Here is a 19,966-nt window from a genome sequence, read left to right on the forward strand (position 1 = left end):
ATTTTCGCACGCACGCGCGTGCGGGGCCTTTATGAAGGGTGACCGATTAGGGTAAGCAAGTTCTATGCCAGAGGACAGTGAGTACGGAGCCGGGCAGATCCAGGTTCTAGAGGGTCTGCAGGCCGTACGCAAACGTCCCGCGATGTATATCGGATCCACGGACGGCCGTGGACTCCACCATCTCGTCTACGAGGTCGTCGACAACTCCATCGACGAGGCGCTCGCGGGCTACTGTGACGATATCGAGGTAACGATCCACGACGACAACTCCGTGAGCGTCAGCGACGACGGCCGCGGGATCCCGGTCGAGACCCACGAGGAGTACGACCGCCCCGCCCTCGAGGTCATCATGACCGTCCTCCACGCCGGCGGGAAGTTCGACGCCAAGTCCTACCAGGTCTCGGGCGGCCTGCACGGCGTCGGCGTCTCCGTCGTCAACGCGCTCTCGCACCGCCTCGAGGTCGAGGTCAAGCGCAACGGCGGCGTCTACGAACACGAGTTCGTCACGGGCGAGCCCCAGGAGGGGGCCTTCCAGCGCGTCCGCGACATGGAGCCGGACGAGGAGACGGGCACGCAGATCCGCTTCTGGCCCGACGAGGAGATCTTCGAGACGACGGACTTCGAGTACGACACCCTCGCGAACCGCCTGCGCGAGCTCGCCTTCCTCAACTCCGGCGTCGAGATCACGCTCGCCGACGAGCGGTCCGACGAGGCCGACACGTTCCTCTACGAGGGCGGTATCAAGGAGTTCGTCGAGTACCTCAACGAGAACCGCTCGCCGATCCACGACGAGGTCATCTACTTCGAGGGCGAGGAGGACGACATCCAGGTCGAGGTCGCCATGCAGGCGACCGAGGAGCTGCAGGGCTCCGTCCACGCCTTCGCGAACAACATCAACACCCGCGAGGGCGGCACGCACCTCACCGGGTTCAAGACCGCGCTGACGCGGACGGTCAACGACTACGCCAACGAGCACGACCTCATCAGCGACCTCGAGGGCAACCTCAAGGGCGAGGACGTGCGTGAGGGGCTCACCGCGGTCATCTCCGTCAAACACCCCGACCCGCAGTTCGAGGGCCAGACGAAGACGAAGCTCGGCAACTCCGAGGTCCGCGGCATCGTCGAGTCCGCGACCAACGAGCAGCTCGGCACGTTCTTCGAGGAGAACCCCGGGACGGCCCGCAAGGTCGTCCACAAGGCCGCCGAGGCCGCCCGCGCCCGCAAGGCCGCGAAGAAGGCCGAGGAGCTGACGCGCCGGAAGTCCGCCCTGGAGTCGACGGCGCTGCCCGGCAAGCTCGCCGACTGCCAGACGAAGAAGCCGAGCGAGGCCGAGCTGTTCGTCGTCGAGGGCGACTCCGCCGGCGGCAGTGCCAAGCAGGGTCGCGACCGCGAGAACCAGGCCATCCTCCCCATCAAGGGGAAGATCCTCAACGTCGAGAAGCACCGCCTCGACCGCATCCTCGAGAACGACGAGATCCGGTCGCTGATCACCGCCATCGGCACCGGCATCGGCGAGGAGTTCGACATCGAGGAGTGCCGCTACGAGAAGATCATCCTGATGACCGACGCCGACGTCGACGGCGCGCACATCCGGACGCTGCTTCTCACCCTCCTCTACCGCCACATGAAGCCGCTCATCGAGTCCGGCTACGTCTACGCGGCGCAACCACCGCTCTACCGGGTCCGCTACCGCGGCGAGACCTACGACGCGATGACCGAGGAGGAGCGGGACCGCATCGTCGAGGAAGTCTGTGACGGCAACCCGACGCAGGTCCAGCGGTTCAAGGGGCTCGGCGAGATGAACCCCGACCAGCTCTGGGAGACGACGATGAACCCGGAGAACCGCCACCTCAAACGGATCACCATCGACGACGCCGCCGCGGCCGATAAGATGTTCAACGTCCTGATGGGCGACGCCGTCGAGCCGCGCAAACAGTTCATCAAGGAACACGCCACCGAAGCAGAATGGGTTGACATCTAATGAGTTCGGAAGCACCCTCCGACGACACCGAGATCGCCGCCGCGCAGATCGAGAACGCCCGCATCGAGGACGAGATGGAGCAGTCGTACATCGACTACGCGATGAGCGTCATCGCGGGTCGCGCGCTCCCGGACGTCCGCGACGGGCTCAAGCCCGTTCACCGCCGCATCCTCTACGCGATGCACGAGGCGGGCGTCACGAGCAACTCCTCCCACCGGAAGTCCTCCTCCATCGTCGGCGAGACGATGGGTGACTACCACCCCCACGGGGACAGCGCCATCTACGACACGCTCGCGCGGATGGCCCAGGACTTCTCGATGCGGTACCCCCTCGTCGACGGCCAGGGGAACTTCGGCTCCGTCGACGGCGACCCGCCGGCCGCGATGCGGTACACCGAGGCCCGCATGGCCCCCATCGCCGAGGAGCTCATGGCGGACATCGAGATGGACACGGTCGACTTCCAGTCCAACTACGACGACCGCCTCACGGAGCCGGAGGTGCTCCCCTCCGCGTTCCCGAACCTGCTCGTCAACGGATCGTCGGGTATCGCGGTCGGGATGTCGACGAACATCCCGCCGCACAACCTGGGCGAGGTCATTGACGCGACGGTCGAGCTCATCGAGAGCGAGGACCCGACCGTCGAGGACCTGATGGAACACGTCGAGGGGCCCGACTTCCCGACCGGCGCCAACATCGTCGGGCGCAACGCCGTCCACAAGGCGTACAAGACGGGCCGGGGCCGGCTCCGCGTCCGCGCCGAGTTCGAGGTCCTCCCCGAGGAGGACCGCATCGTCATCACGGAGCTCCCCTTCCAGCAGAACAAGGCCCGGATGGTCGAGCGCATCGCCGAGGACGTCAACGAGGGCGCCATCGAGGGCATCCGCGACCTGCGCGACGAGTCCGACCGCGACGGCATCCGCGTCGTCATCGAGCTCAAGCGCGACGCGATGCCCGAGGTCGTCAAGAACCAGCTGCTGGAGAGCCACCTCGAGCGCACGTTCGGCGTCATCAACCTCGCGCTCGTCGACGGCTCGCCGCAGGTGCTCGACCTCAAGGAGACGCTCTCCCACTACCTCGAGCACCGCCGCGAGGTCGTGCGTCGCCGCTCGCAGTACGAGCTCGAGGAGAAGCAGGACCGCGCACACATCCTCGAGGGCCGGCTGAAGGCCCTCGAGAGCGCCGACGAGGTCGTCGACCTCATCCAGGACTCCGAGGACCGCGACGCGGCCCGCGCCGCCCTCCAGGAGGAGTTCGACTTCTCCGAGGAGCAGGCCGCCCACATCGTCCGGATGCAGCTCGGCTCCCTGACCTCGATGGAGGCCCAGGAGATCGAGTCCGAGTACGAGGACGTGACGGCCCGCATCGAGCGCCTCCAGGAGATCCTCGCCGACGTCGACGAGCTCGACGCCGTGATCAAAAAGGAGCTGCTCGAGATCAAGGAGGAGTACGCCGACGAGCGGCGGACCTCCTTCATCGAGGACACCGGCTCCGTCACCCACGAGGACCTCATCCCGGAGGAGGAGTGCGTCGTCGTGATGAGCGAGGACGACTACATCAAGCGGATGACGCTGGACGCCTTCAGCGCCCAGAAGCGCGGCGGCAAGGGGATCATCGGCACCGATCTCAAGGAGGACGACCGCGTCAACAGCGTGTTCGTCGCGAACACGCACGACTACCTCCTCGCGTTCACGAACCAGGGCCAGATCTACCAGCTGAAGGCCTACCAGATCCCGGAGATGTCGCGGACGGCCCGCGGCAAGTCCGCGGTCAACATCCTTGACCTCGACGACGGCGAGGAGATCCAGGCCGTCGTCAACACCGACGACATGGCCGACGACGAGCTGCTCACGATGGTTACCCGGGACGGGTACATCAAGCGGACCGCCGTCGACGAGTTCGAGAACATCCGCTCGACGGGGATCCGCGCCATCCGCCTCGAGGACGGCGACGAACTCGTCGACGTCGAGGTCACGGACGGCGACTACGACCTCGTCATCGGCACCAGGAACGGCATGTCCATTCGATTCGAGGAGGACGAGGTCCGCCCGATGGGCCGGACGGCCCGCGGCGTGCGCGGCATCGACCTCCAGGGCGGGGACCGCGTCGCCGGCCTCGCCGCCATCGACGAGGATCAGCACAACTGGGTCCTCACCGTCACCGAGAACGGCTACGGCAAGCGCTCGGACCTCGACGAGTACCGCGTCCAGTCCCGCAACGGGAAGGGGCTCATCGACATCAAGACGGGGAGCCGCAACGGCGAGGTCGTCGGGCTGGAGACGGTCACCTACGACGACCACCTCGTCGCGATGAGCGCCGGCGGCCAGATCATGCGGACTCGCGTCGAGGAGATCTCGAAGGTTAGCCGCAACACGATGGGCGTCATCGTGATGGACATCGAGGGCGACGACGAGGTGTCCTGCATCGACATCATCCCGTCCGACCTGTCCGAATCCGACGACGGCGACGGCGACGGCGACGAGGAGTAAGCCGTCGCCGACGAGCAGTAAGCCGTCGCGGTCGCCGGTGGTGTGAAGTCGGCGTCGGCAGTGACGGAGTCGGAGCTTTTTAAGCGGACGTCGTAGCGCGACCACTCCCGGAGACCGAAACGAAGGGGTCCGACATACAGGGAGACGGGTGAAACCCATTTACGTTACCGAACCCCATGGTGTGGTTGCGAGTGATTTGATATTACCGACGCGAATTCACACGACCCGGACCTTCGCCAATACAAGCAGCTCATCGAGACGCTCCCGATCGGGTACGTCCGCACGACCGTGAGCGGCGAGTTCAGGTCGGTGAATGCAACGTTCGTCGAGATGGTCGGCGGTGACTCACAGGCGGACGTGCTGTCCCGAGACGTCGGGGAGTTCTATCAGGACCCGGCGACGCGGGAGAACCTCCTCACTGCGCTCTCCGAGGAGGGGCAGGTCCACAACGAGGAGTTGAAGGTGACGACGCTAAACGGCGACACGCTCTGGGTGTCAGTTACTGCTCGGGTCGTCGACACCGGGGAAGAGCGGTGTTTCGACGCGCTCGTCCAGGACATCACGGACCGACGGAGACGCGAGGACGTCCTCCGGGAGATGCACACCATCATTTCGACCCGGGATCAGACCTTCGAAGAGCAGGTACAGGCGCTCCTCGAACTGGGTCGAGCGGAACTCGGCACGGAGTACGGAACGCTCTCGGAGATCCGGGGAGAGGATTACGTATTTAAGATCGTCGCCCCCGAAGACGACGGGATTCGAGCGGGGGACGTGGTACCGGTCACGGCGACGAACTGCGAGATCGCCGCGAGCTCGGAGCAAACGCTGGTTCTCGGTGACGTCGAACGCGATGCGCCGGCGGAAACCGACCGAAGGGGGTACACTGAATGGGGCATCTCCTGTTACATCGGCGCCCCAGTCACGATCGACGACGACGTGTACGGTACCTTCTGCTTTTACGATACGGAACCACGACCCGGACAGTTCTCCACATGGGAGGTGACGCTCGTCGATCTGATGAGCCGCTGGGTCGGCTACGAACTCCAGCGACATCGAGCCAACGAACGGCTCCAGCGGAAAAACGAGCAGCTGGAGGAGTTCGCCTCGATCGTGTCTCACGACCTCCGGAATCCGCTTAACGTCGCCCAGGGGCGACTGGAACTCGCACTGGAGGAGTGTGAAAGCGAGCATCTCGATACCGTGGAGGAGGCTCACGCCAGGATGGAAACGCTCATCGACGACCTGCTGGAGCTCGCGCTCGCCGGCCAGCAGGTCGGAGACACGGAGCTAGTCGATCCGTCCGTCTTCAGCGGGAGCTGGTGGCAAAACGTCGACACTGGCGACGCGACCCTCCAGGTCGAACTCGACCGGCAGATCCGAGCTGATCCGGGGCGTCTCCAGCAGCTGTTCGAGAACCTCGTTCGGAACGCAGTCGAGCACGGTGGCGAGGACGTGACTATGACGGTGGGGGAACTTGCAGACGGGTTTTACATCGAGGACGACGGACGTGGAATCCCCCCGGAGGAGCGTGACGACGTGCTGAAATCAGGGTACTCGACCGGCGGAAAGGGAACGGGATTCGGGCTGCGCATCGTCGAGCAAGTCGTCGATGCCCACGGCTGGGATCTCACCCTCTCGGAGAGCTCCCAGGGCGGTGCACGGTTCGAGGTCACTGGTGTCGAGTTCGCTTCGAGATAACCAGGCCGGACTCTGGGGCAGCCACTGAAAGCACAGCCAGCGGTATCGAACTCCCGCGAAGTAGTGTTCCCGGGCAGGCAGTGACTTACAGCACCGTCTTGCCGAACGCGCTCGCTGCTAGCTCGGTCGCGAGGCCGGCCGTCTCGTTGTGCTGGTCGAGCGTCGGGTTCACCTCGACGAGCTCCATCGAGCGCATGACGTCGGCCTCGGCGACGAGCTCCATCGCGAAGTGAGCCTCGCGATAGGTGACGCCGCCGCGGACGGGCGTCCCCACGCCGGGGGCCTCGTTGGGGTCGAGCCAGTCGAGGTCGAGGCTGACGTGGACGCCGTCGACGCCGCGGCTCGCGGTCACCAGCGCCTCCTCGACGACGGGGGCGATGCCGCGCTCGTCGATGTCGGACATCGTGTAGGCCGTGACGTCGCTCTCCTTGATGTACTCCCGCTCGGCGCTGTCGGCGCTGCGGAGGCCGACGATGACGGTGTTCTCCTCGCGGAGGTTCGGGGCGTGGGCCCACTCGGCGTCCGCGAACTCGCCGAGCCCAAGCGCGGCGGCGAGCGGCATCCCGTGGACGTTGCCCGAGGGCGTCGTCTCCGGCGTGTTGAGGTCAGCGTGTGCGTCGAACCAGATCGTCCCGATCTCGGCGTCGCGGGCCGACCCCGTGAGCGACCCGATGGCAATGGAGTGGTCGCCGCCGAGCGCGAGCGGGACCTCGCCCTCCGCCAGCGTCGCGGCGACCTCCTCGCTCAGGCGACTGCAGACGTCGCTGGTCTCGCGGAGGAACTTCGCCTTCCCGCTCGTCGGCTGCTCGGCGTCCGGGTCACGTTCCTCGGCCCGCGGGACGAGCAGGTCGCCCGTGTCGCGGGCCGCGACGCCGGCCGTTTCCAGTTCCGCCGCGAGCCCCGCGTATCGGATCGCGGAGGGACCCATGTCGACGCCACGTCGGTTCGCGCCGTAGTCCGTCGGCGCGCCGATGATGCGTACGGTCATGCCTACAGGTGAGTGACCGCACGATTTGAACGTTCGGGACTGGTCGCGAGAGTCGATCGTGAGCTAATATACGTGGCCGAACTTGAACTGGATACGGAAACTCCCGGCTGTAGACGCCGAAAAGATCCGGCCGGTTCGGAGCAAATCTGCAGAGTGCACCATCGGGTTGCTGACCCGTGATTTCAGCCGACAGGTCGGGTCGTACGGGTCGTCCGGTTACACGGGATACGCAGGACGACACTGCGGGCTCCTCGAAGCTTCTTGGCAGCGCTCCCTCGTCCGAGACAGCGTCCGCGGCACCACGACCCGGCGAGCGAACGCGGTGAACGCCGCGCGACGATCGGTCGACGATCGGGACGCTCAAGCTATATCTAAAAAGAACACTCGTCCGCTTGCCGTCTCGGCGAGCTGCTACTGACCGGTGCGATACGGGCGCTTCCAGTGACAAAGTCGAGACACCCCTCCTCGTCGTCGAGCACGGTTCTCGCTAGCAATCGTCTGTCCATTCCCGGACGAATAAAACTTCCATCGCCTTTAAGCGCGTTCCGTCATTAAGAGTGCTCATGTCATCGATAGAGCTGACCTCCAGTCAGGAAACGATCCTCACGGCGCTTATCAACCTGTACCGTGAGCAGGAGGATGCGGTGAAAGGCGAGACTATCGCCGACGAGGTCGACCGCAACCCCGGCACGATCCGGAACCAGATGCAGAGCCTGAAGGCGCTCCAGCTGGTCGAGGGCGTCCCGGGCCCGAAGGGCGGCTACAAACCGACCGCGAACGCCTACGAGGCGCTCGACGTCCAGCGCATGGACGAGCCCGCCGAAGTGAAGCTCCAGCACAACGGCGAGGAAGTCGAGTCGGTCAACATCGAGGGCATCGACCTCTCCAGCGTCCACCATCCTGAACTCTGCCGCGCGGAGATCCACGTCCAGGGCTCCGTCCGCGACTTCCACGAGGGCGACTCCGTCACCGTCGGCCCGACGCCCCTCTCGAAGCTCCTCATCGAGGGCACCGTCGACGGCAAGGACGAGACCGCGAACGTGCTGATCCTGCGTATCGACGACATGCGCGCGCCGGCCGAAGAGCCCGAGCACTGACGCGATTAGCTCCTGACTCGACCTGTTCTTCTCTCCCGCAGACGACTACGACCCGCCGTTCGTGACAGGAAGTCGGACGTGGAACGTCGTCCCCTCGCCTGGTTCGGAGTCGACGGTGATTTCGCCCCCGTGTCGTTCGGCGATCCGCTCACAGAGCGCCAGTCCGACACCGGCGCCGTCGTACTCGTCCCGCGTGTGGAGTCGCTTGAACACCTCGAAAACCCGGCCCTGATCGTCCGGGTCGATGCCGATCCCGTCGTCGCTGACGGAGACGACGGCGTGCTCGCCCTGCGTCTCGCCGACCACCTCGACGTGCGGCGGCTCGTCGCCGCTGTACTTGATCCCGTTCGAGACCAGGTTCTGGAGCAGCTGCCGGAGCTGGTCCGGGTCGCCTTGAACTGTAGGCAGGTCCCCGACTTCGATCGTCGCGTCCGCTTCCTCGATCTGTACCTGCAGATCCTCGCGGACGTCGTCGACGATCTCGCCGAGGTCGACGGGTTCGAACGGGTCCCCGTGCATTTCGACCCGGGAATAGTCGAGGAGCCCCTCGATCATGGTCTTCATGCGCTCGGTGCCGTCGGTCGCATATTCGAGGTACTCTTTCCCCTCCTCGTCGAGTTCGTCGCCGTACTGTTGCTCGATCAGCTGCAGGTAGCTCGCAACCATGCGGAGCGGTTCCTGCAGGTCGTGGGAGGCGGCGTACGCGAACTGCTCGAGTCGGTCGTTCGACTCCTCGAGCTGGTCGACGCTCTCCTCGAGTTCCGTCCGCGTCGCGTCGAGCTCCCGCGTCGTCTCCGCGAGCTCCGCCATGGTCCGGTCCCGCCGTGCCTTCTCCAGGCCGCCGACGGCACCAGCCACTGCGCCCACCAACCCGACGAACGTCGCCTGGAAAAGGATCACGTCGAAGGCGACGTTCGCCTCCGGGGTCAGGTACTGGTGAACGGAGTAGCCGCCGGACGCTAGTCCCGCCAGCCCGTAGCCGATCCCGGCCCTGATGCCGATGACGTCACGGCTGCGGTCCGATTCGACGAGCCGGAACGCGTAGTACGTCGTTGCCCCGAACACGACCACGAGCAGTAGCAGTGACCACTGGCCGAGCAGCTCCGCAAGCAACGAGGCGTCGTGGACCCGGATGTGATACATCGAGATCGCGGCAGAGAGGACGAACACCGCGCCAGCGATAGCTGGTCCGACCAGTCCGGCTGACCTGCTGGCCATGCCACCGGTATTCACCCAGTTAATAAGTAATTGATCCCGGCAACAGCCGGCTGAACTCGTCGTCATCGCTTCGACTTCCTCCGTGAGCAGTCGTGGCGGCAGTCTTTACCTCGTCGTCACGGCGCCGCCGACGCGCAATTCCGAGGCGCAAGCCCCCACAACGACGACGAGCGCGCCCCTCGCCGAAGACTCCGAGTACTGGCGCAGGTTTTTGAAAGGACGATCGACTGCTCGTTGATCGTCCACAACGAGGGGTGTGCGCTCTCAGCACCGAAAGAATACTCACCAGCGGCGGGCGCGTTCAGTCGTCGGCGGCCGGAAGCGTAACGTAAAAGCTCGCGCCCTCGCCGGGTTCCGAGTCCACGTCGATGTCGCCGTCGTGGCGCTCGACGATCCGCTGGCAGAGCGCGAGTCCGACGCCGGACCCGTCGTACTCCTCGCGGCTGTGTAATCGCTGGAACATTTCGAATATCCGGTCCTGTTCCTCCGGCGCGATGCCGATGCCGTCGTCCGCGACCGCGATGACCGCCTCGTCGCCGTCGCGCTCACCGGTGACCCGGACCTCCGGTGGGGACTCGTGGCTGTACTTGAGGGCGTTCGAGAGCAGGTTCTGGAACAGCTGTCGGAGCTGGTTCGGGTCTCCCCGTACCCGCGGTAGCTCGCCGACCTCGACGGTTGCGTCGCAGTCGTCGACCTGAAGGTGGAGATCCGTCAGGACGAACTCGACGACGGCATCCAGCTCGACCGACTCGAGGGGCTCGCCGCGGGTTTCCACCCGGGAGTACTCCAGGAGGCCGTCGATCATCGTCCGCATGCGGTCGGCGCCGTCGACCGCGAACTCGAGGAACTCCTCGCCTTCCTCGTCGAGCACGTCGCCGTAGCGTCGTTCGATGAGTTCGAGGTAGTTCGTCACCATCCGGAGCGGCTCCTGCAGGTCGTGAGACGCCGCGTAGGCGAACTGCTCGAGCCGCTGGTTCGAGTCCTCGTGCCGGCCGTGGTCCGTTTCGGGCACACGGCGAGCCGAGTCGAGCCGTCCCACGGTCCGAGACAGCTCGCTACGGGCTCGTCTCCGACGTGTCTTCTCCACGCCGACGACGAGGCCAGCGAACCCACCAACGAGGGCAACGAATAGTACCTGAAACAGGGCTGCGTCGATAGTGGCGTTCGCCACTGGGCTGACGTACTGATAGTACGAGAAGCCGCTGGAGATGAGTCCCGCGAGCACGAAGCCGACCCCGGAACTGACGCCGATGACGTTTCGTCCGGACGTCGATTCGACGTTCGTGAACGCGTTGTACGCGACGACGCCAAACCCGAGAGAGACCAGCACCACCGACCACTGTCCGATGAGGTCCACGGACAGCGACGTATCGTACGCCAGGGCATAGAAAATCGAGGCAGAACTGGAGAAGGCGAACACTCCTGCAGCTATCACCACCCCGACCGCACCCATGTTACCATTGCCCATACCTGTTGTCTAACTGGCACTCTTATAACATTATTCCTCAACAACAGGTTCTTTCGTTTAACTTTTCTGAAACGCTACGTGGTCAGGTGAGCTGTGCCGTCACGTCCGTCGAGGAGATCATGCCGACGTAGTCGTCGTCGACGACCGGCAGGTGGTTGATCCCGTAGTTCGTCATCATCGCCGCCACCTCCTCCATGTAGAGGTCTGGCGCGGCGGTCTCGACCTCGGTCGTCATGGTGTCGGAGACGAGCAGCTCGTTCGCGTCGGCCCCATCGGCGACGGCGTCGAGGACGTCAGTACTGCTCACGATCGCCCGCGGCGAGGTGGTGACCACGAGCGCGCTGATGTCCTCCTGGCGCATCTTCCGGGCGGCCTCCCGCACCGTCGCGTCCTTCGAAATCGTTTCGAGCGGCGTCGACATCACGTCCTCGACGGTCGGATTGTCTGTGGTACTCACACCCACACATGTATGCGGGACGTTATGGGTGTTGCCCTGGCCACAGTTTTCACGCGGGGAAAAGCGGCTGACCGACTGACTGACCGAGCCTACATGTCGCCGAAGGCGCCGGCGGCGCGACCGACCGACGACACCTTCGCGATCCACCGAGAGGCGATGCCCTTCTTCAGCACTTTGGCGCTCGTTCCCCCGAACGTGGTGATGGGGCAACCGGCGACGTCGTGGGCGACGGCCTCGTCGCCGACCGAGATGACGGTGCCCTTGTCCTCGTGCCGCCAGGTCTTCAGCGGCGACCCGCGAACAGCGCGGGCGAGGTTCTCGCCGGCGACTTCGGCGGCCTGCCAGGCGGCCTGGGCCGTCGGCGGCGCGACGTCGTCCTCGCCCTGGTCGACCAGGGCCGTGTCACCGATGGCGAACACGTTGTCGTCGCTCGTGGTGAAGTCCGACTCCGCGATGACGCGGTTCGAGCGCTCGTCCTTCTCCACGTCGACGTTCGCGAGTTCCTCCTGCCCCGTGATGCCGCCGGTCCAGACGAGCACGTCGTACGGGAGCTCCTCCGGTTCCTCGTCCTCGCCACCGCCGAGGTAGACCCGCTCCTCGTCGGCCTCCGAGATGAAGTCGCCCGTGAGGATCTCGACGTCCTTGTCCTCCAGGCGCTTCCGGAGCGCGCCCTGGATCTCGGGGTCGTTGCCCGGGAAGATCTCGTCGAGGCCCTCGATGAGCTTGATCGAGATGGGCGCGCGGTGCTTGTCCCGGTACTCGGCGATCTCGCCGGCGGTCTGGATGCCGGAGAGGCCGGCGCCACCGATCAGCACCTCTGCGGGGTCGGACTTCGTCGCGTCCGCCGCCGCCTCGCGGACGTCGTCGTGGATGTCGTGGGCGTCCTGGAGGCTCTTCAGCTCGCGGGCGTTCTCCTTCAGCCCGTCGATGCCGAAGAACGCGGTCGAGGAGCCGACCGCGAGCAGGAGGTAGTCGTAGTCGACGGTCGTGCCGTCGTCGGTCTCGACGACCTGATCGTCCGTGTCGACGCCCGTGACGCGACCCTGCAGGAAGTCGGTGCTGGGCGATTTGATCTCGTCGACGGGGATGGTGACGTTCTCCTCGACGCCTGGGTCGCGAATGACGCGATGGACCTCGTGCAGCACGAGGTGGTAGTCCTGTTCGGAGATCCACGTCAGGTTCGCTTCGCCGTCCCGGATTTCGTCCTCGAACGCCTTCACCGTCCCGGCGCCGGCGTAGCCGGAGCCCACGACGACGACATCGTTGGTCATGTGGTTCGGTCCGGATTCACGGGGTAAATCAGCTACGAAACCGCGCGCAAGGAACGACAGGATATCTCGCCGACAGGACGACGCTCGTCCGGTCCGGAGGGGGCCCGAGAACCGCTATTCGAGGCTCAGCCCGGCGTGCCAGTGATCGACGCCGGCCTCGCGTTTCTTTTCGTCCATCCGCGCGAGCAGCGAGACGGCGAGGCTGGCCGTTTCGGCCGCGCGCGACTCGCCCTCGGTGCGGAACTCGCCGGTGACGCGGTTGGCGTACACCGAGCAGATCGCGCCGGCGCGCAGGCCGTAGACGTTTGCCAGCGTGAGGATCGCGCTGGCCTCCATCTCGATGTTCTTCACGTTCGCGTTCCGAAGCTCCTCGACAAGCTCGTCGGAGCCGGCGGCCTCGAAGCCCTCGAAGCCCTCGCGGCCCTGGCCCGCGTAAAAGGAGTCCGCGCTCATCGTCAGCCCGACGTGGTAGTCGTAGCCGAGGCGCTCGGCGGCCGCGACTAGCGCGGAAACGACTTCGTCGTCGGCGACGGCGGGGTAGTCCTCGCGGACGTACTCGTCGCTGGTCCCCTCCTGGCGGACCGCGCCGCGGGTGATCACGAGGTCGCCGACCTCCATCCCCTCCTGGATGGCGCCGCAGGAGCCGACGCGGATGAACGTGTCCACGCCGACGCGCGCGAGCTCCTCGACGGCGATGGCGGCCGACGGGGACCCGATCCCGGTCGACGTGACCGAGATGGGCGTGTCGTCGTACTCGCCGGTCGCGGTCCGGTACTCGCGGTGGTGGGCGACCTCGTCGTATTCGTCCCAGAGGGCAGTCACCTTGTCGACGCGCTCCGGGTTCCCGGGCAGCAGGACGGCGTCGGCGACGTCGCCGGGGGCGAGTTCGACGTGATACTGGAACTCCTCGTCAGCGTCGCTGTCCTCGGACATATCTGCGGGCTTCGCCGGGTTCGGTGAAAGGTCTGTCGTGAGCGGACGGGGCCCGCACCGCCCGAGCGGGCCTTGCAGCCGCCCTCGCCGGGAGCCCATGGTATAAAAGCCCCCGCCGTCGACACCTCGCCATGGAATTCCCCGACGCGGACGGCTTCGAGTCGGTCGACCCCGAGGAGGTCGGCCTCGATCCCGACGCCGTCGCCGACGCGGTCGACTACCACCTCACCCACGGAACCAGCCACGAGACGATCAACTACGACTTCGGGAACATGGACCCGTGGGACGAGAGCGAGGGCGAGTACGGCGAGCAGATCGGCCCGCACCCCGAGCGCCGCGGGGGCCCGGCCGGACTGATCCTCAAGGAGGGGAAGCTCGTCGCGGAGTGGGGCGACACGCGCCGCGTCGACCAGACGTTCAGCGTCGCGAAGAGCTTCATCTCGATGGTCGGCGGCCGCGCGTTCGAGAAGGGGCTCTTCGACGTCGACGATCCAGTCCGCGAGACCGTCGACGACGGTGGCTTCGAGAGCGAGCACAACCGCCAGATCACCTGGCGGCACCTCTTCGAGCAGACCAGCGAGTGGGAGGGCACCCTGTTCGGCAAGCCGGACGCCGTCGACCGCAACCGCGCGGTCGGGAAAGACGGCCAGGAGCTCGACAAGGCCGAGACGCGCGACCTCGAGGAGCCCGGCACGTTCTTCGAGTACAACGACGTCCGGATCAACCGGCTCGCGCTGTCGCTGCTGCGCGTGCTGGGGCGGCCGCTCCCGGCCGTCCTCCGCAAGGAGATCATGCAGCCCATCGGGGCGACCGACACGTGGCAGTGGCACGGCTACTACAACTCGGTCGTCGACGTCGACGGGACCGCGATGCGCAGCGTCACCGGCGGCGGCCACTGGGGCGGGGGACTCTGGATCAGCGCCCGCGACCTCGCGCGCGTCGGCCACCTGATGCTCAACGACGGGGAGTGGGACGGGAACCAGATCCTGCCTGAGGAGTGGGTCAGCAAGTCGACGACACCCTCCGACGTCTACGACGGCTACGGCTTCCTCTGGTGGCTCAACACGGACGGGCAGCTCTGGCCGAGCGCGCCCGAGTCGGCTTACGCGGCGCTGGGCCACGGCCAGAACACCGTCTTCGTCGACCCCGAACACGACCTCGTCGTCGTGCTCCGGTGGCTCCACCTGCCCGACGACCGCGGCGACATCGAGCACCTCCCGGCACAGGAGGCGTTCCACGCGAGGCTGCAGGACGGGCTCGAGTAGGCCCGGCCCACGGTCGCTGCGCCGCTACGCGGCCAGCGGCCCCACGGTCGCCGCGCCGCTACGCGGCCAGCAGTTCCTGGAACCGCCGCGCGTTCTCGTACATCGCGTCGTTATTGAACAGGACGTACACTGTCTCGTGGCTCTCCGAGAGCACCTCGACACGCTCGTGAAGCTCCCGCAGCTCCGCGTCGCTGTAGTCGTACGCGTAGTCGTACCGTTCGTCGTTGAGCCCGTGGAGCCGGAGGTAGGCGGTCGGGTGATCCGACACCGGCTCGTCGCGCAGTGGGTCGACGACGTGGACGAGGTCGAGGTCGTCGCAGACGTCGGCGACGTGGTCGGGTTCGTCGTGCCAGTCGCCACGGGGCTCCCAGGCGACCGTGAGCCCCTCGCGATCGACTTCGGAGAGCAGCTCGCGCATCGCGTCGACGGTCGCCTCATTGGTGCCGAAGCTCGGCGGGAGCTGCAGGAGGACGACGTTCGCGTCGAGCGCGTCCGCGCGGGCTTTCGTCCGGCCCCAGGCCTCGTGGACGGTCGGATTCGGCCGGAGCGAGCCGACCTCGTCCGTATCGACGTCGGGGTCGTCCTCGACGCCCTCGCGGTGGGTGTTCCACGTCGGGCTCGCCCACTCGTGGGTGAGCGCCTGCCAGCCTTTCACCGCGAACTCGAAGTTCTCGACGACCTCGCGGCGCCAGCGCTCCGCCGTCGACACCTGCGGGAGCTCGTAGAACGTCCGGTTCAGCTCGACGAGGTCGAACGCGGGGTCCGCGGAGTAGGCGTGGAGCTTGCTCTCGTACTCGTCCTTCCACCCCTCGGGCGGGTCGTACCACTGGTAGCCACAGGTGCCGACCCGCACTCCCTCGGGGCTCCTCGATCCGTCCGACGGGTCCGACCCCGCGGCCATGCTACCAGCCCTTCTCGGGGCGCTCCTCGCCGGACTCGACGACCTCGCCTTTCACCTCGTGGTAGCGCGCGTCGTCCGTCCGGGCCTGCTGCTCGACGTCGTGTTCGTGTTCCGCTTCGTGCTCCCGCCAGGCGAGGAGCTGTTCGTCGACGCCCGCCGTCGTCTCCGGCATCGACTCGAACTCGTCCCGGAGCAGCTCGTGGACGAGGTCCTCGACCGCGTCGGCGAGCTCCTTGCGGACGTCCAGCGTCTCGATGCTGTGCGGTCCGTGGAGGGCGTCCGCGAGCGCGTTCCGGTTGAGCCGCATGTCCTCGTCGACGACGGCGAGCTCGAGGTCGGCGACCGATTCCGGCGGGAAGCCGCCCTCGCAGAGCAGGAAGTGCCCGGCTATCGTCGTCGGGTCGTCGCCCGCGACCGCTTCCCAGTCGGGTTCCTCCCAGCGGTCCGTTGCGGTGCCGTCGAACCGCGGTTCGTGGAGTTCGTAGGACATGTGCGACGGTGCACGCGTCGTCGGGAAAAAGCTACTCGCCGTTTCGGGAAGCCGGCGCTTCCCTGGCCGCTCAGTCCTCGACGGAGCCGGCTTCCTGCAGGGTCTCGACGTCGATGGTGTTCGGGATGAGTTCGCCGAGGGTGTACTCCGCGGTCTCGCCGTCGCCCTCGTCGCAGACGACGACCAGGTCGTCGTCGCAGAACTCCGCGAGCGTCTGGCGGCACATCCCGCAGGGCGTCACGCCGTCGCGGGCGCCGCTCGTCACGGCGATGCGGTCGAACGCCTCGTGGCCGTTCTTGACGGCCTCGGCGACGGCGACCTCCTCGGCGTGGAGACTGTTGGAGTAGTTCGCGTTCTCGAGGTTACAGCCCTCGTACACCGTCCCGTCCGCCGTACGGAGGGCCGCACCGACGGTGTACTCGGAGTACGGGACGTAGGCGTTCTCGGCGGCTTCGCGTGCGCGTTCGACCAGCGGATCCATACGTGCTGGTTGCGAGCGAACAGGAAAAGCCCGGCGAGGCGCGCGGGTTTATAAGCGCTCCCGGGACGACGGGCCGACCGCCCCGTCAGCTCCCGGTGTCGTACTTGTACGACGCCTTCTCGGGGTCGATCCCGAAGTCCTCCGGCGATTCCTCGGGCTCCTGCTCCTCGGGACGCTTGCCCTCCGCCTCCTTGAACGCCTCCCGGAGATACGCGGGCATTTCGAACTCGTCGGTGTCGAGCGCGAGGCCGACGACCGCCTCGCTGACGTCCTCGCGTTTCTCCGCGAGCCGGTCCTGCAGGCGGTCGGGGAGCTCCGCGTCGTCGAGCCGGTCGAAGCCGAACCGCTCCAGGTAGTTCGGCTGGTCGGTCAGCGTGTACACGGTGTCGAACCCCTCGTCGCCGGCCGTGTCGATCAGGCGTTCGATGACGTGGGCGCCGACGCCCTGTCCCCGCCACGATTCGAGGACGCCGATGCCCGTCAGCTCGCAGAGCTCGGGCTCGCCCTTGTGAATCCGGATGCGCCCGAACCCGACGCGGTCGTCCGTTTCCTCGTCGACGGCGATGACGTAATCGCGCGACCGGAACGCGGCGGCGTCGAGCCCCATCTCCTCGATGTGGTGCAGTAACCACGCCTCGTCCCGGTTTTTCGCATCACGGACGTACATGGACGGGGGTACCACGGCCAGCCTCAAAACGGTTCCCCGCGATCCGATCGGTTCCGACGATCGTGTGTGATGACGATCGAACTGCTCGTCGCCCGCGACACCGCTCGGCCTATTTGTAAAGACGCAGTCGCGCGGAATTGCACTTATAAATACGATCGGCTATCGTCACTCGCGACACCACTCAGCGTCCTTTGAAAGCCCTAGCCGTTGAGCGCTCGCGCTGCTCGCTGCGCGCCTCGCCAGCTCACTCGCTTCGCTCGTTCGCTGGCTGCGGTGCTAGCGTCGCAGGGCGTCCCGCGCAACGCCTGTCCCTTTCAGTCCCACCCAGGAGTGATCGCCGGAGCGCCGTAGTCCGCCGTGACTCGACGGGAGGTCCGATCGCGCGGTCGCCGTGACTTTGTAGGGGCCCGACGAACGGTGACCATGGACGTGTTCGGCGACCTGCTGGCTCGCGACCGACGGAGCGAGGCCCCGGCACTGCGAACCGCGGACGGGCGAACGCGGAGCTATCACGAACTGTTGACGAACGCGTTCAAGGCCGGGAACGCGCTCCGGCACGTCGGCGTCCGGGAGGGCGTCGAGCTCGGGATCGCGCCGGTGCCGGCGCTCCAGCCGGTCCTCGCGTTCCTCGGCGCGGGGTTACTCGGCGCAGTGACGCGGTTCGATCCGGCCGAGAGCGTCGAATCGGGGGCTCGGGGGTTGCTCGTTCCCGCCGCGTCGGAGGCCGAGTACGATCCGGGCCCGGGGACGAAGGTGGCCGTCTTCGGCGGCGAGCCTGAGCGCGCGGACACGACCAACTGGGAGGAGACGATGTGGAGCGAGAACCCGTCGTTCCCGCCGACCACGTTCGGCCCCGAGACGCCGGTTCTCGCCGCCGGCGACGAGGAGTGGAGCCACGGTGAAGTGCTCAGCGCCGCCGCCGAGATCGCGGACGTCTACGGCTTCGCCGGCGGGACGGAGGTGGTCATCCGGACCTCGCTGGCGACGCCGGGCGCCGTCGTCGCGGGGGTGATCGCACCGCTGTACTCGGGTGGGACGGCCGTGCTGACCGATGCCGTCGACACTGAGGCCGCAGCCGACTCCGAGGCCGCAGCCGACTCCGAGGCCGCAGTCGAGACGGAGTCGCTCGGCACGGTCGCCGTCGGGGCCGGGCCGGAACCGGCGACGATCGATCCCGACGACGTGCCGCTGTAGTTCCTTTTAATATCCCACGACTGGATGGGTGGACGATGGTTCCGGCCCTCCGTCGCGTGCTCGCCGACCGGATCTACTACGGCTGGCTCGTCGCGGTCGCGTGCTTTCTGGCCTCGATGGCCGTCTTCGGGACCTCCTACGCGTTCGGCGTGTTCTACGAGGCGTTCATCGAGACGTTCGCCGTCTCACGGACGGCGATGGCGGCCGCGTTCGGACTGCAGACGGCGCTTTTGTACGTCGTCGGCGTCGGCGCCGGACAGCTAGTCGACGCGTACGGCCAACGGCGGGTTGCAGCGGGGGCCGGCGCCGTCTTGACGCTCGGGCTCTGTCTGACTGCGCTCGCTCGGACGTACGCGGAGCTCCTCGTCGCGTTCGGCGTCGTCGCCGCCGTCGGCATGGCCGGGCTCTACGTCGTCGGCTACGCGTCGATCCCGCTCTGGTTCGAGCGCCGACGCGGGGCCGCGGCCGGGCTCGCCTCGGCCGGCCTGGGTCTCGGTCTCGTCGTCGTTCCGCCGATCACGAACCGACTGATCGCGGCGTTCGGCTGGCGGGCGGCCATGTTCGCATTGGCCGGGGGCGTCGGGGTCGTCTGTACCCTCGTCGCGCTGCTCTTCGCGGACCAGCCAGCCGACGTCGGTGCGGACCCGAGCATCGAGTTCGGCGACCGCGACCAAACGGGGCCGGCTGAACACGTAGCCGAGGAACCCGCCGGGCGAGACCGGCCGACGAGCTTGCGTGCCGTCCTCTCGTCGACCCCCTTCCTGCTCGTGCTCCTCGGGTGGACGCTGCTTTTCGCGCCGCTGTACGTCGTGTTGAGCCACGTGGTGTTGCATGCGACGGAGATCGGGTTCGGCCGGACCGTGGGCGTCCTCGCGATCACGGTCGTCGGCGTCACGACGACCGGTGCACGGGTCGTCGTCGGAGTACTGTCGGACCGGTTCGGCCGAACGGCCACGTTCGCTGCGAGCGGCGCACTACTGGGGGTCGCGACCGTGGCGCTCGTCGCGGCCCCGACCGCACCGGTCTATCTCGGAATATTCGCCGTGTTCGGCGTCGCGTACGGCGGGTGCGGCGGGCTACTCGGCCCGGTGATCGCCGACCTGTTCGGCGAGGACCGCCTGAACACCCTGTTCGCCGCCGCGTCGCTGTCGCTGGCCGTAGCGGGACTGACGGCCCCGCCGGCCGCGGGGTTCCTCTTCGAGCGACTCGGGAGCTACACGCCGGCGCTGGTCCTCACCGGCACGCTCGGGGTCTGCGGGGCCGGCTGTGTCGTCCTCGCGGCCCGCATCCACTCCTGAAGAGAGTGGTTCTGGGGCTCTCGCGCGAGGAGCAGGCACCGACCACTAACCGACGGAGTACTGGCGACGAAAA

16 protein-coding genes and 1 pseudogene are annotated in these 19,966 nt (G+C 66.9%); 7 read left to right on the forward strand and 10 right to left on the reverse strand.

Translation table 11 applies throughout. The features are described 5' to 3' along the window. Positions 1-64 precede the first annotated feature (64 nt). From gyrB to ACQE3M_RS07440, 3 genes are all read left to right on the forward strand, one after another. Positions 65-1,981, forward strand: coding sequence for a DNA topoisomerase (ATP-hydrolyzing) subunit B (gene gyrB / locus ACQE3M_RS07430; RefSeq protein WP_430504962.1), 1,917 nt, complete (start codon positions 65-67; stop codon positions 1,979-1,981). Next, the gene (gyrA, locus tag ACQE3M_RS07435) at positions 1,981-4,467 is read left to right on the forward strand and encodes a DNA gyrase subunit A (protein WP_430504963.1); all 2,487 of its coding nucleotides are present in this window, start codon (positions 1,981-1,983) and stop codon (positions 4,465-4,467) included. Before gyrB ends, gyrA begins: the two co-directional genes overlap by 1 nt. A 201-nt stretch (positions 4,468-4,668) precedes the next feature. After that, positions 4,669-6,165, forward strand: a complete 1,497-nt coding sequence (locus ACQE3M_RS07440; RefSeq protein WP_430505276.1) for a sensor histidine kinase — start codon at positions 4,669-4,671, stop codon at positions 6,163-6,165. Positions 6,166-6,250: 85 nt separating this feature from the next. Here the strand turns inward: ACQE3M_RS07440 and rocF are convergent, their stop codons facing one another. Beyond that, positions 6,251-7,153, reverse strand: a complete 903-nt coding sequence (gene rocF / locus ACQE3M_RS07445) for an arginase (protein ID WP_430504964.1) — start codon at positions 7,151-7,153, stop codon at positions 6,251-6,253. A gap of 563 nt (positions 7,154-7,716) precedes the next feature. Here rocF and ACQE3M_RS07450 point away from each other — a divergent pair. After that, positions 7,717-8,250: an Rrf2 family transcriptional regulator gene (locus ACQE3M_RS07450; RefSeq protein ID WP_430504965.1), complete on the forward strand. Its 534-nt coding sequence runs from the start codon at positions 7,717-7,719 to the stop codon at positions 8,248-8,250. A 45-nt stretch (positions 8,251-8,295) separates the two neighbouring features. On the opposite strand, the gene ACQE3M_RS07455 is transcribed toward ACQE3M_RS07450, so the two are convergent. The 5 genes and pseudogenes from ACQE3M_RS07455 to ACQE3M_RS07475 all read right to left on the reverse strand — a co-directional run bounded on the left by ACQE3M_RS07455 (position 8,296) and on the right by ACQE3M_RS07475 (position 13,597). Then, positions 8,296-9,468 (reverse strand): sensor histidine kinase, encoded by a 1,173-nt coding sequence (locus tag ACQE3M_RS07455; RefSeq protein WP_430504966.1) that lies wholly within the window; start codon positions 9,466-9,468, stop codon positions 8,296-8,298. Between the two features lie 301 nt (positions 9,469-9,769). Next, positions 9,770-10,576, reverse strand: a pseudogene (locus tag ACQE3M_RS07460) (sensor histidine kinase); the annotation flags it as partial. A gap of 442 nt (positions 10,577-11,018) precedes the next feature. Continuing rightward, positions 11,019-11,357, reverse strand: a complete 339-nt coding sequence (locus ACQE3M_RS07465; protein WP_430505277.1) for a CBS domain-containing protein — start codon at positions 11,355-11,357, stop codon at positions 11,019-11,021. A 125-nt stretch (positions 11,358-11,482) separates the two neighbouring features. Then, positions 11,483-12,664, reverse strand: a complete 1,182-nt coding sequence (locus ACQE3M_RS07470; RefSeq protein WP_430504967.1) for an NAD(P)/FAD-dependent oxidoreductase — start codon at positions 12,662-12,664, stop codon at positions 11,483-11,485. A 114-nt stretch (positions 12,665-12,778) separates the two neighbouring features. Then, positions 12,779-13,597, reverse strand: coding sequence for a nucleoside phosphorylase (locus tag ACQE3M_RS07475; protein ID WP_430504968.1), 819 nt, complete (start codon positions 13,595-13,597; stop codon positions 12,779-12,781). 131 nt (positions 13,598-13,728) lie between these two features. On the opposite strand from ACQE3M_RS07475, the gene ACQE3M_RS07480 reads away from it, so the two are divergent. Continuing rightward, positions 13,729-14,862: a serine hydrolase domain-containing protein gene (locus ACQE3M_RS07480; RefSeq protein WP_430504969.1), complete on the forward strand. Its 1,134-nt coding sequence runs from the start codon at positions 13,729-13,731 to the stop codon at positions 14,860-14,862. Between the two features lie 58 nt (positions 14,863-14,920). Here ACQE3M_RS07480 and ACQE3M_RS07485 read toward each other — a convergent pair whose 3' ends face one another. From ACQE3M_RS07485 to ACQE3M_RS07500, 4 genes are all read right to left on the reverse strand, one after another. Beyond that, entirely contained in the window at positions 14,921-15,763 is an 843-nt protein-coding gene (locus ACQE3M_RS07485; protein ID WP_430504970.1) for a DUF72 domain-containing protein, read from the reverse strand. A 1-nt stretch (position 15,764) separates the two neighbouring features. Beyond that, positions 15,765-16,253 (reverse strand): hypothetical protein, encoded by a 489-nt coding sequence (locus tag ACQE3M_RS07490; RefSeq protein ID WP_430504971.1) that lies wholly within the window; start codon positions 16,251-16,253, stop codon positions 15,765-15,767. 70 nt (positions 16,254-16,323) lie between these two features. Next, the gene (cdd, locus tag ACQE3M_RS07495) at positions 16,324-16,734 is read right to left on the reverse strand and encodes a cytidine deaminase (protein WP_430504972.1); all 411 of its coding nucleotides are present in this window, start codon (positions 16,732-16,734) and stop codon (positions 16,324-16,326) included. 85 nt (positions 16,735-16,819) lie between these two features. Continuing rightward, a complete protein-coding gene (locus ACQE3M_RS07500) occupies positions 16,820-17,401 on the reverse strand; it encodes a GNAT family N-acetyltransferase (protein ID WP_430504973.1) in 582 nt (193 codons plus the stop codon). 423 nt (positions 17,402-17,824) lie between these two features. On the opposite strand from ACQE3M_RS07500, the gene ACQE3M_RS07505 reads away from it, so the two are divergent. Further along, entirely contained in the window at positions 17,825-18,595 is a 771-nt protein-coding gene (locus ACQE3M_RS07505; RefSeq protein WP_430504974.1) for a hypothetical protein, read from the forward strand. Between the two features lie 35 nt (positions 18,596-18,630). Continuing rightward, complete coding sequence (locus tag ACQE3M_RS07510; protein WP_430504975.1) at positions 18,631-19,893, forward strand: MFS transporter; 1,263 nt, start codon at positions 18,631-18,633, stop codon at positions 19,891-19,893. Positions 19,894-19,966 lie beyond the last annotated feature (73 nt).

It is taken from the genome of Halosubterraneus shenae, from assembly GCF_050510935.1.
GTDB lineage: Archaea > Halobacteriota > Halobacteria > Halobacteriales > Haloferacaceae > JBDGPU01.

Coding starts and splice junctions, on each gene's coding strand:
- gyrB (WP_430504962.1), top strand. CDS start 65: ATGCCAGAGGACAGTGAGTACGGAGCCGGGCAGATCCAGGTTCTAGAG.
- gyrA (WP_430504963.1), top strand. CDS start 1,981: ATGAGTTCGGAAGCACCCTCCGACGACACCGAGATCGCCGCCGCGCAG.
- rocF (WP_430504964.1), bottom strand. CDS start 7,153: ATGACCGTACGCATCATCGGCGCGCCGACGGACTACGGCGCGAACCGA.
- ACQE3M_RS07450 (WP_430504965.1), top strand. CDS start 7,717: ATGTCATCGATAGAGCTGACCTCCAGTCAGGAAACGATCCTCACGGCG.
- ACQE3M_RS07455 (WP_430504966.1), bottom strand. CDS start 9,468: ATGGCCAGCAGGTCAGCCGGACTGGTCGGACCAGCTATCGCTGGCGCG.
- ACQE3M_RS07465 (WP_430505277.1), bottom strand. CDS start 11,357: ATGTCGACGCCGCTCGAAACGATTTCGAAGGACGCGACGGTGCGGGAG.
- ACQE3M_RS07470 (WP_430504967.1), bottom strand. CDS start 12,664: ATGACCAACGATGTCGTCGTCGTGGGCTCCGGCTACGCCGGCGCCGGG.
- ACQE3M_RS07475 (WP_430504968.1), bottom strand. CDS start 13,597: ATGTCCGAGGACAGCGACGCTGACGAGGAGTTCCAGTATCACGTCGAA.
- ACQE3M_RS07480 (WP_430504969.1), top strand. CDS start 13,729: ATGGAATTCCCCGACGCGGACGGCTTCGAGTCGGTCGACCCCGAGGAG.
- ACQE3M_RS07485 (WP_430504970.1), bottom strand. CDS start 15,763: ATGGCCGCGGGGTCGGACCCGTCGGACGGATCGAGGAGCCCCGAGGGA.
- ACQE3M_RS07490 (WP_430504971.1), bottom strand. CDS start 16,253: ATGTCCTACGAACTCCACGAACCGCGGTTCGACGGCACCGCAACGGAC.
- cdd (WP_430504972.1), bottom strand. CDS start 16,734: ATGGATCCGCTGGTCGAACGCGCACGCGAAGCCGCCGAGAACGCCTAC.
- ACQE3M_RS07500 (WP_430504973.1), bottom strand. CDS start 17,401: ATGTACGTCCGTGATGCGAAAAACCGGGACGAGGCGTGGTTACTGCAC.
- ACQE3M_RS07505 (WP_430504974.1), top strand. CDS start 17,825: ATGGACGTGTTCGGCGACCTGCTGGCTCGCGACCGACGGAGCGAGGCC.
- ACQE3M_RS07510 (WP_430504975.1), top strand. CDS start 18,631: ATGGTTCCGGCCCTCCGTCGCGTGCTCGCCGACCGGATCTACTACGGC.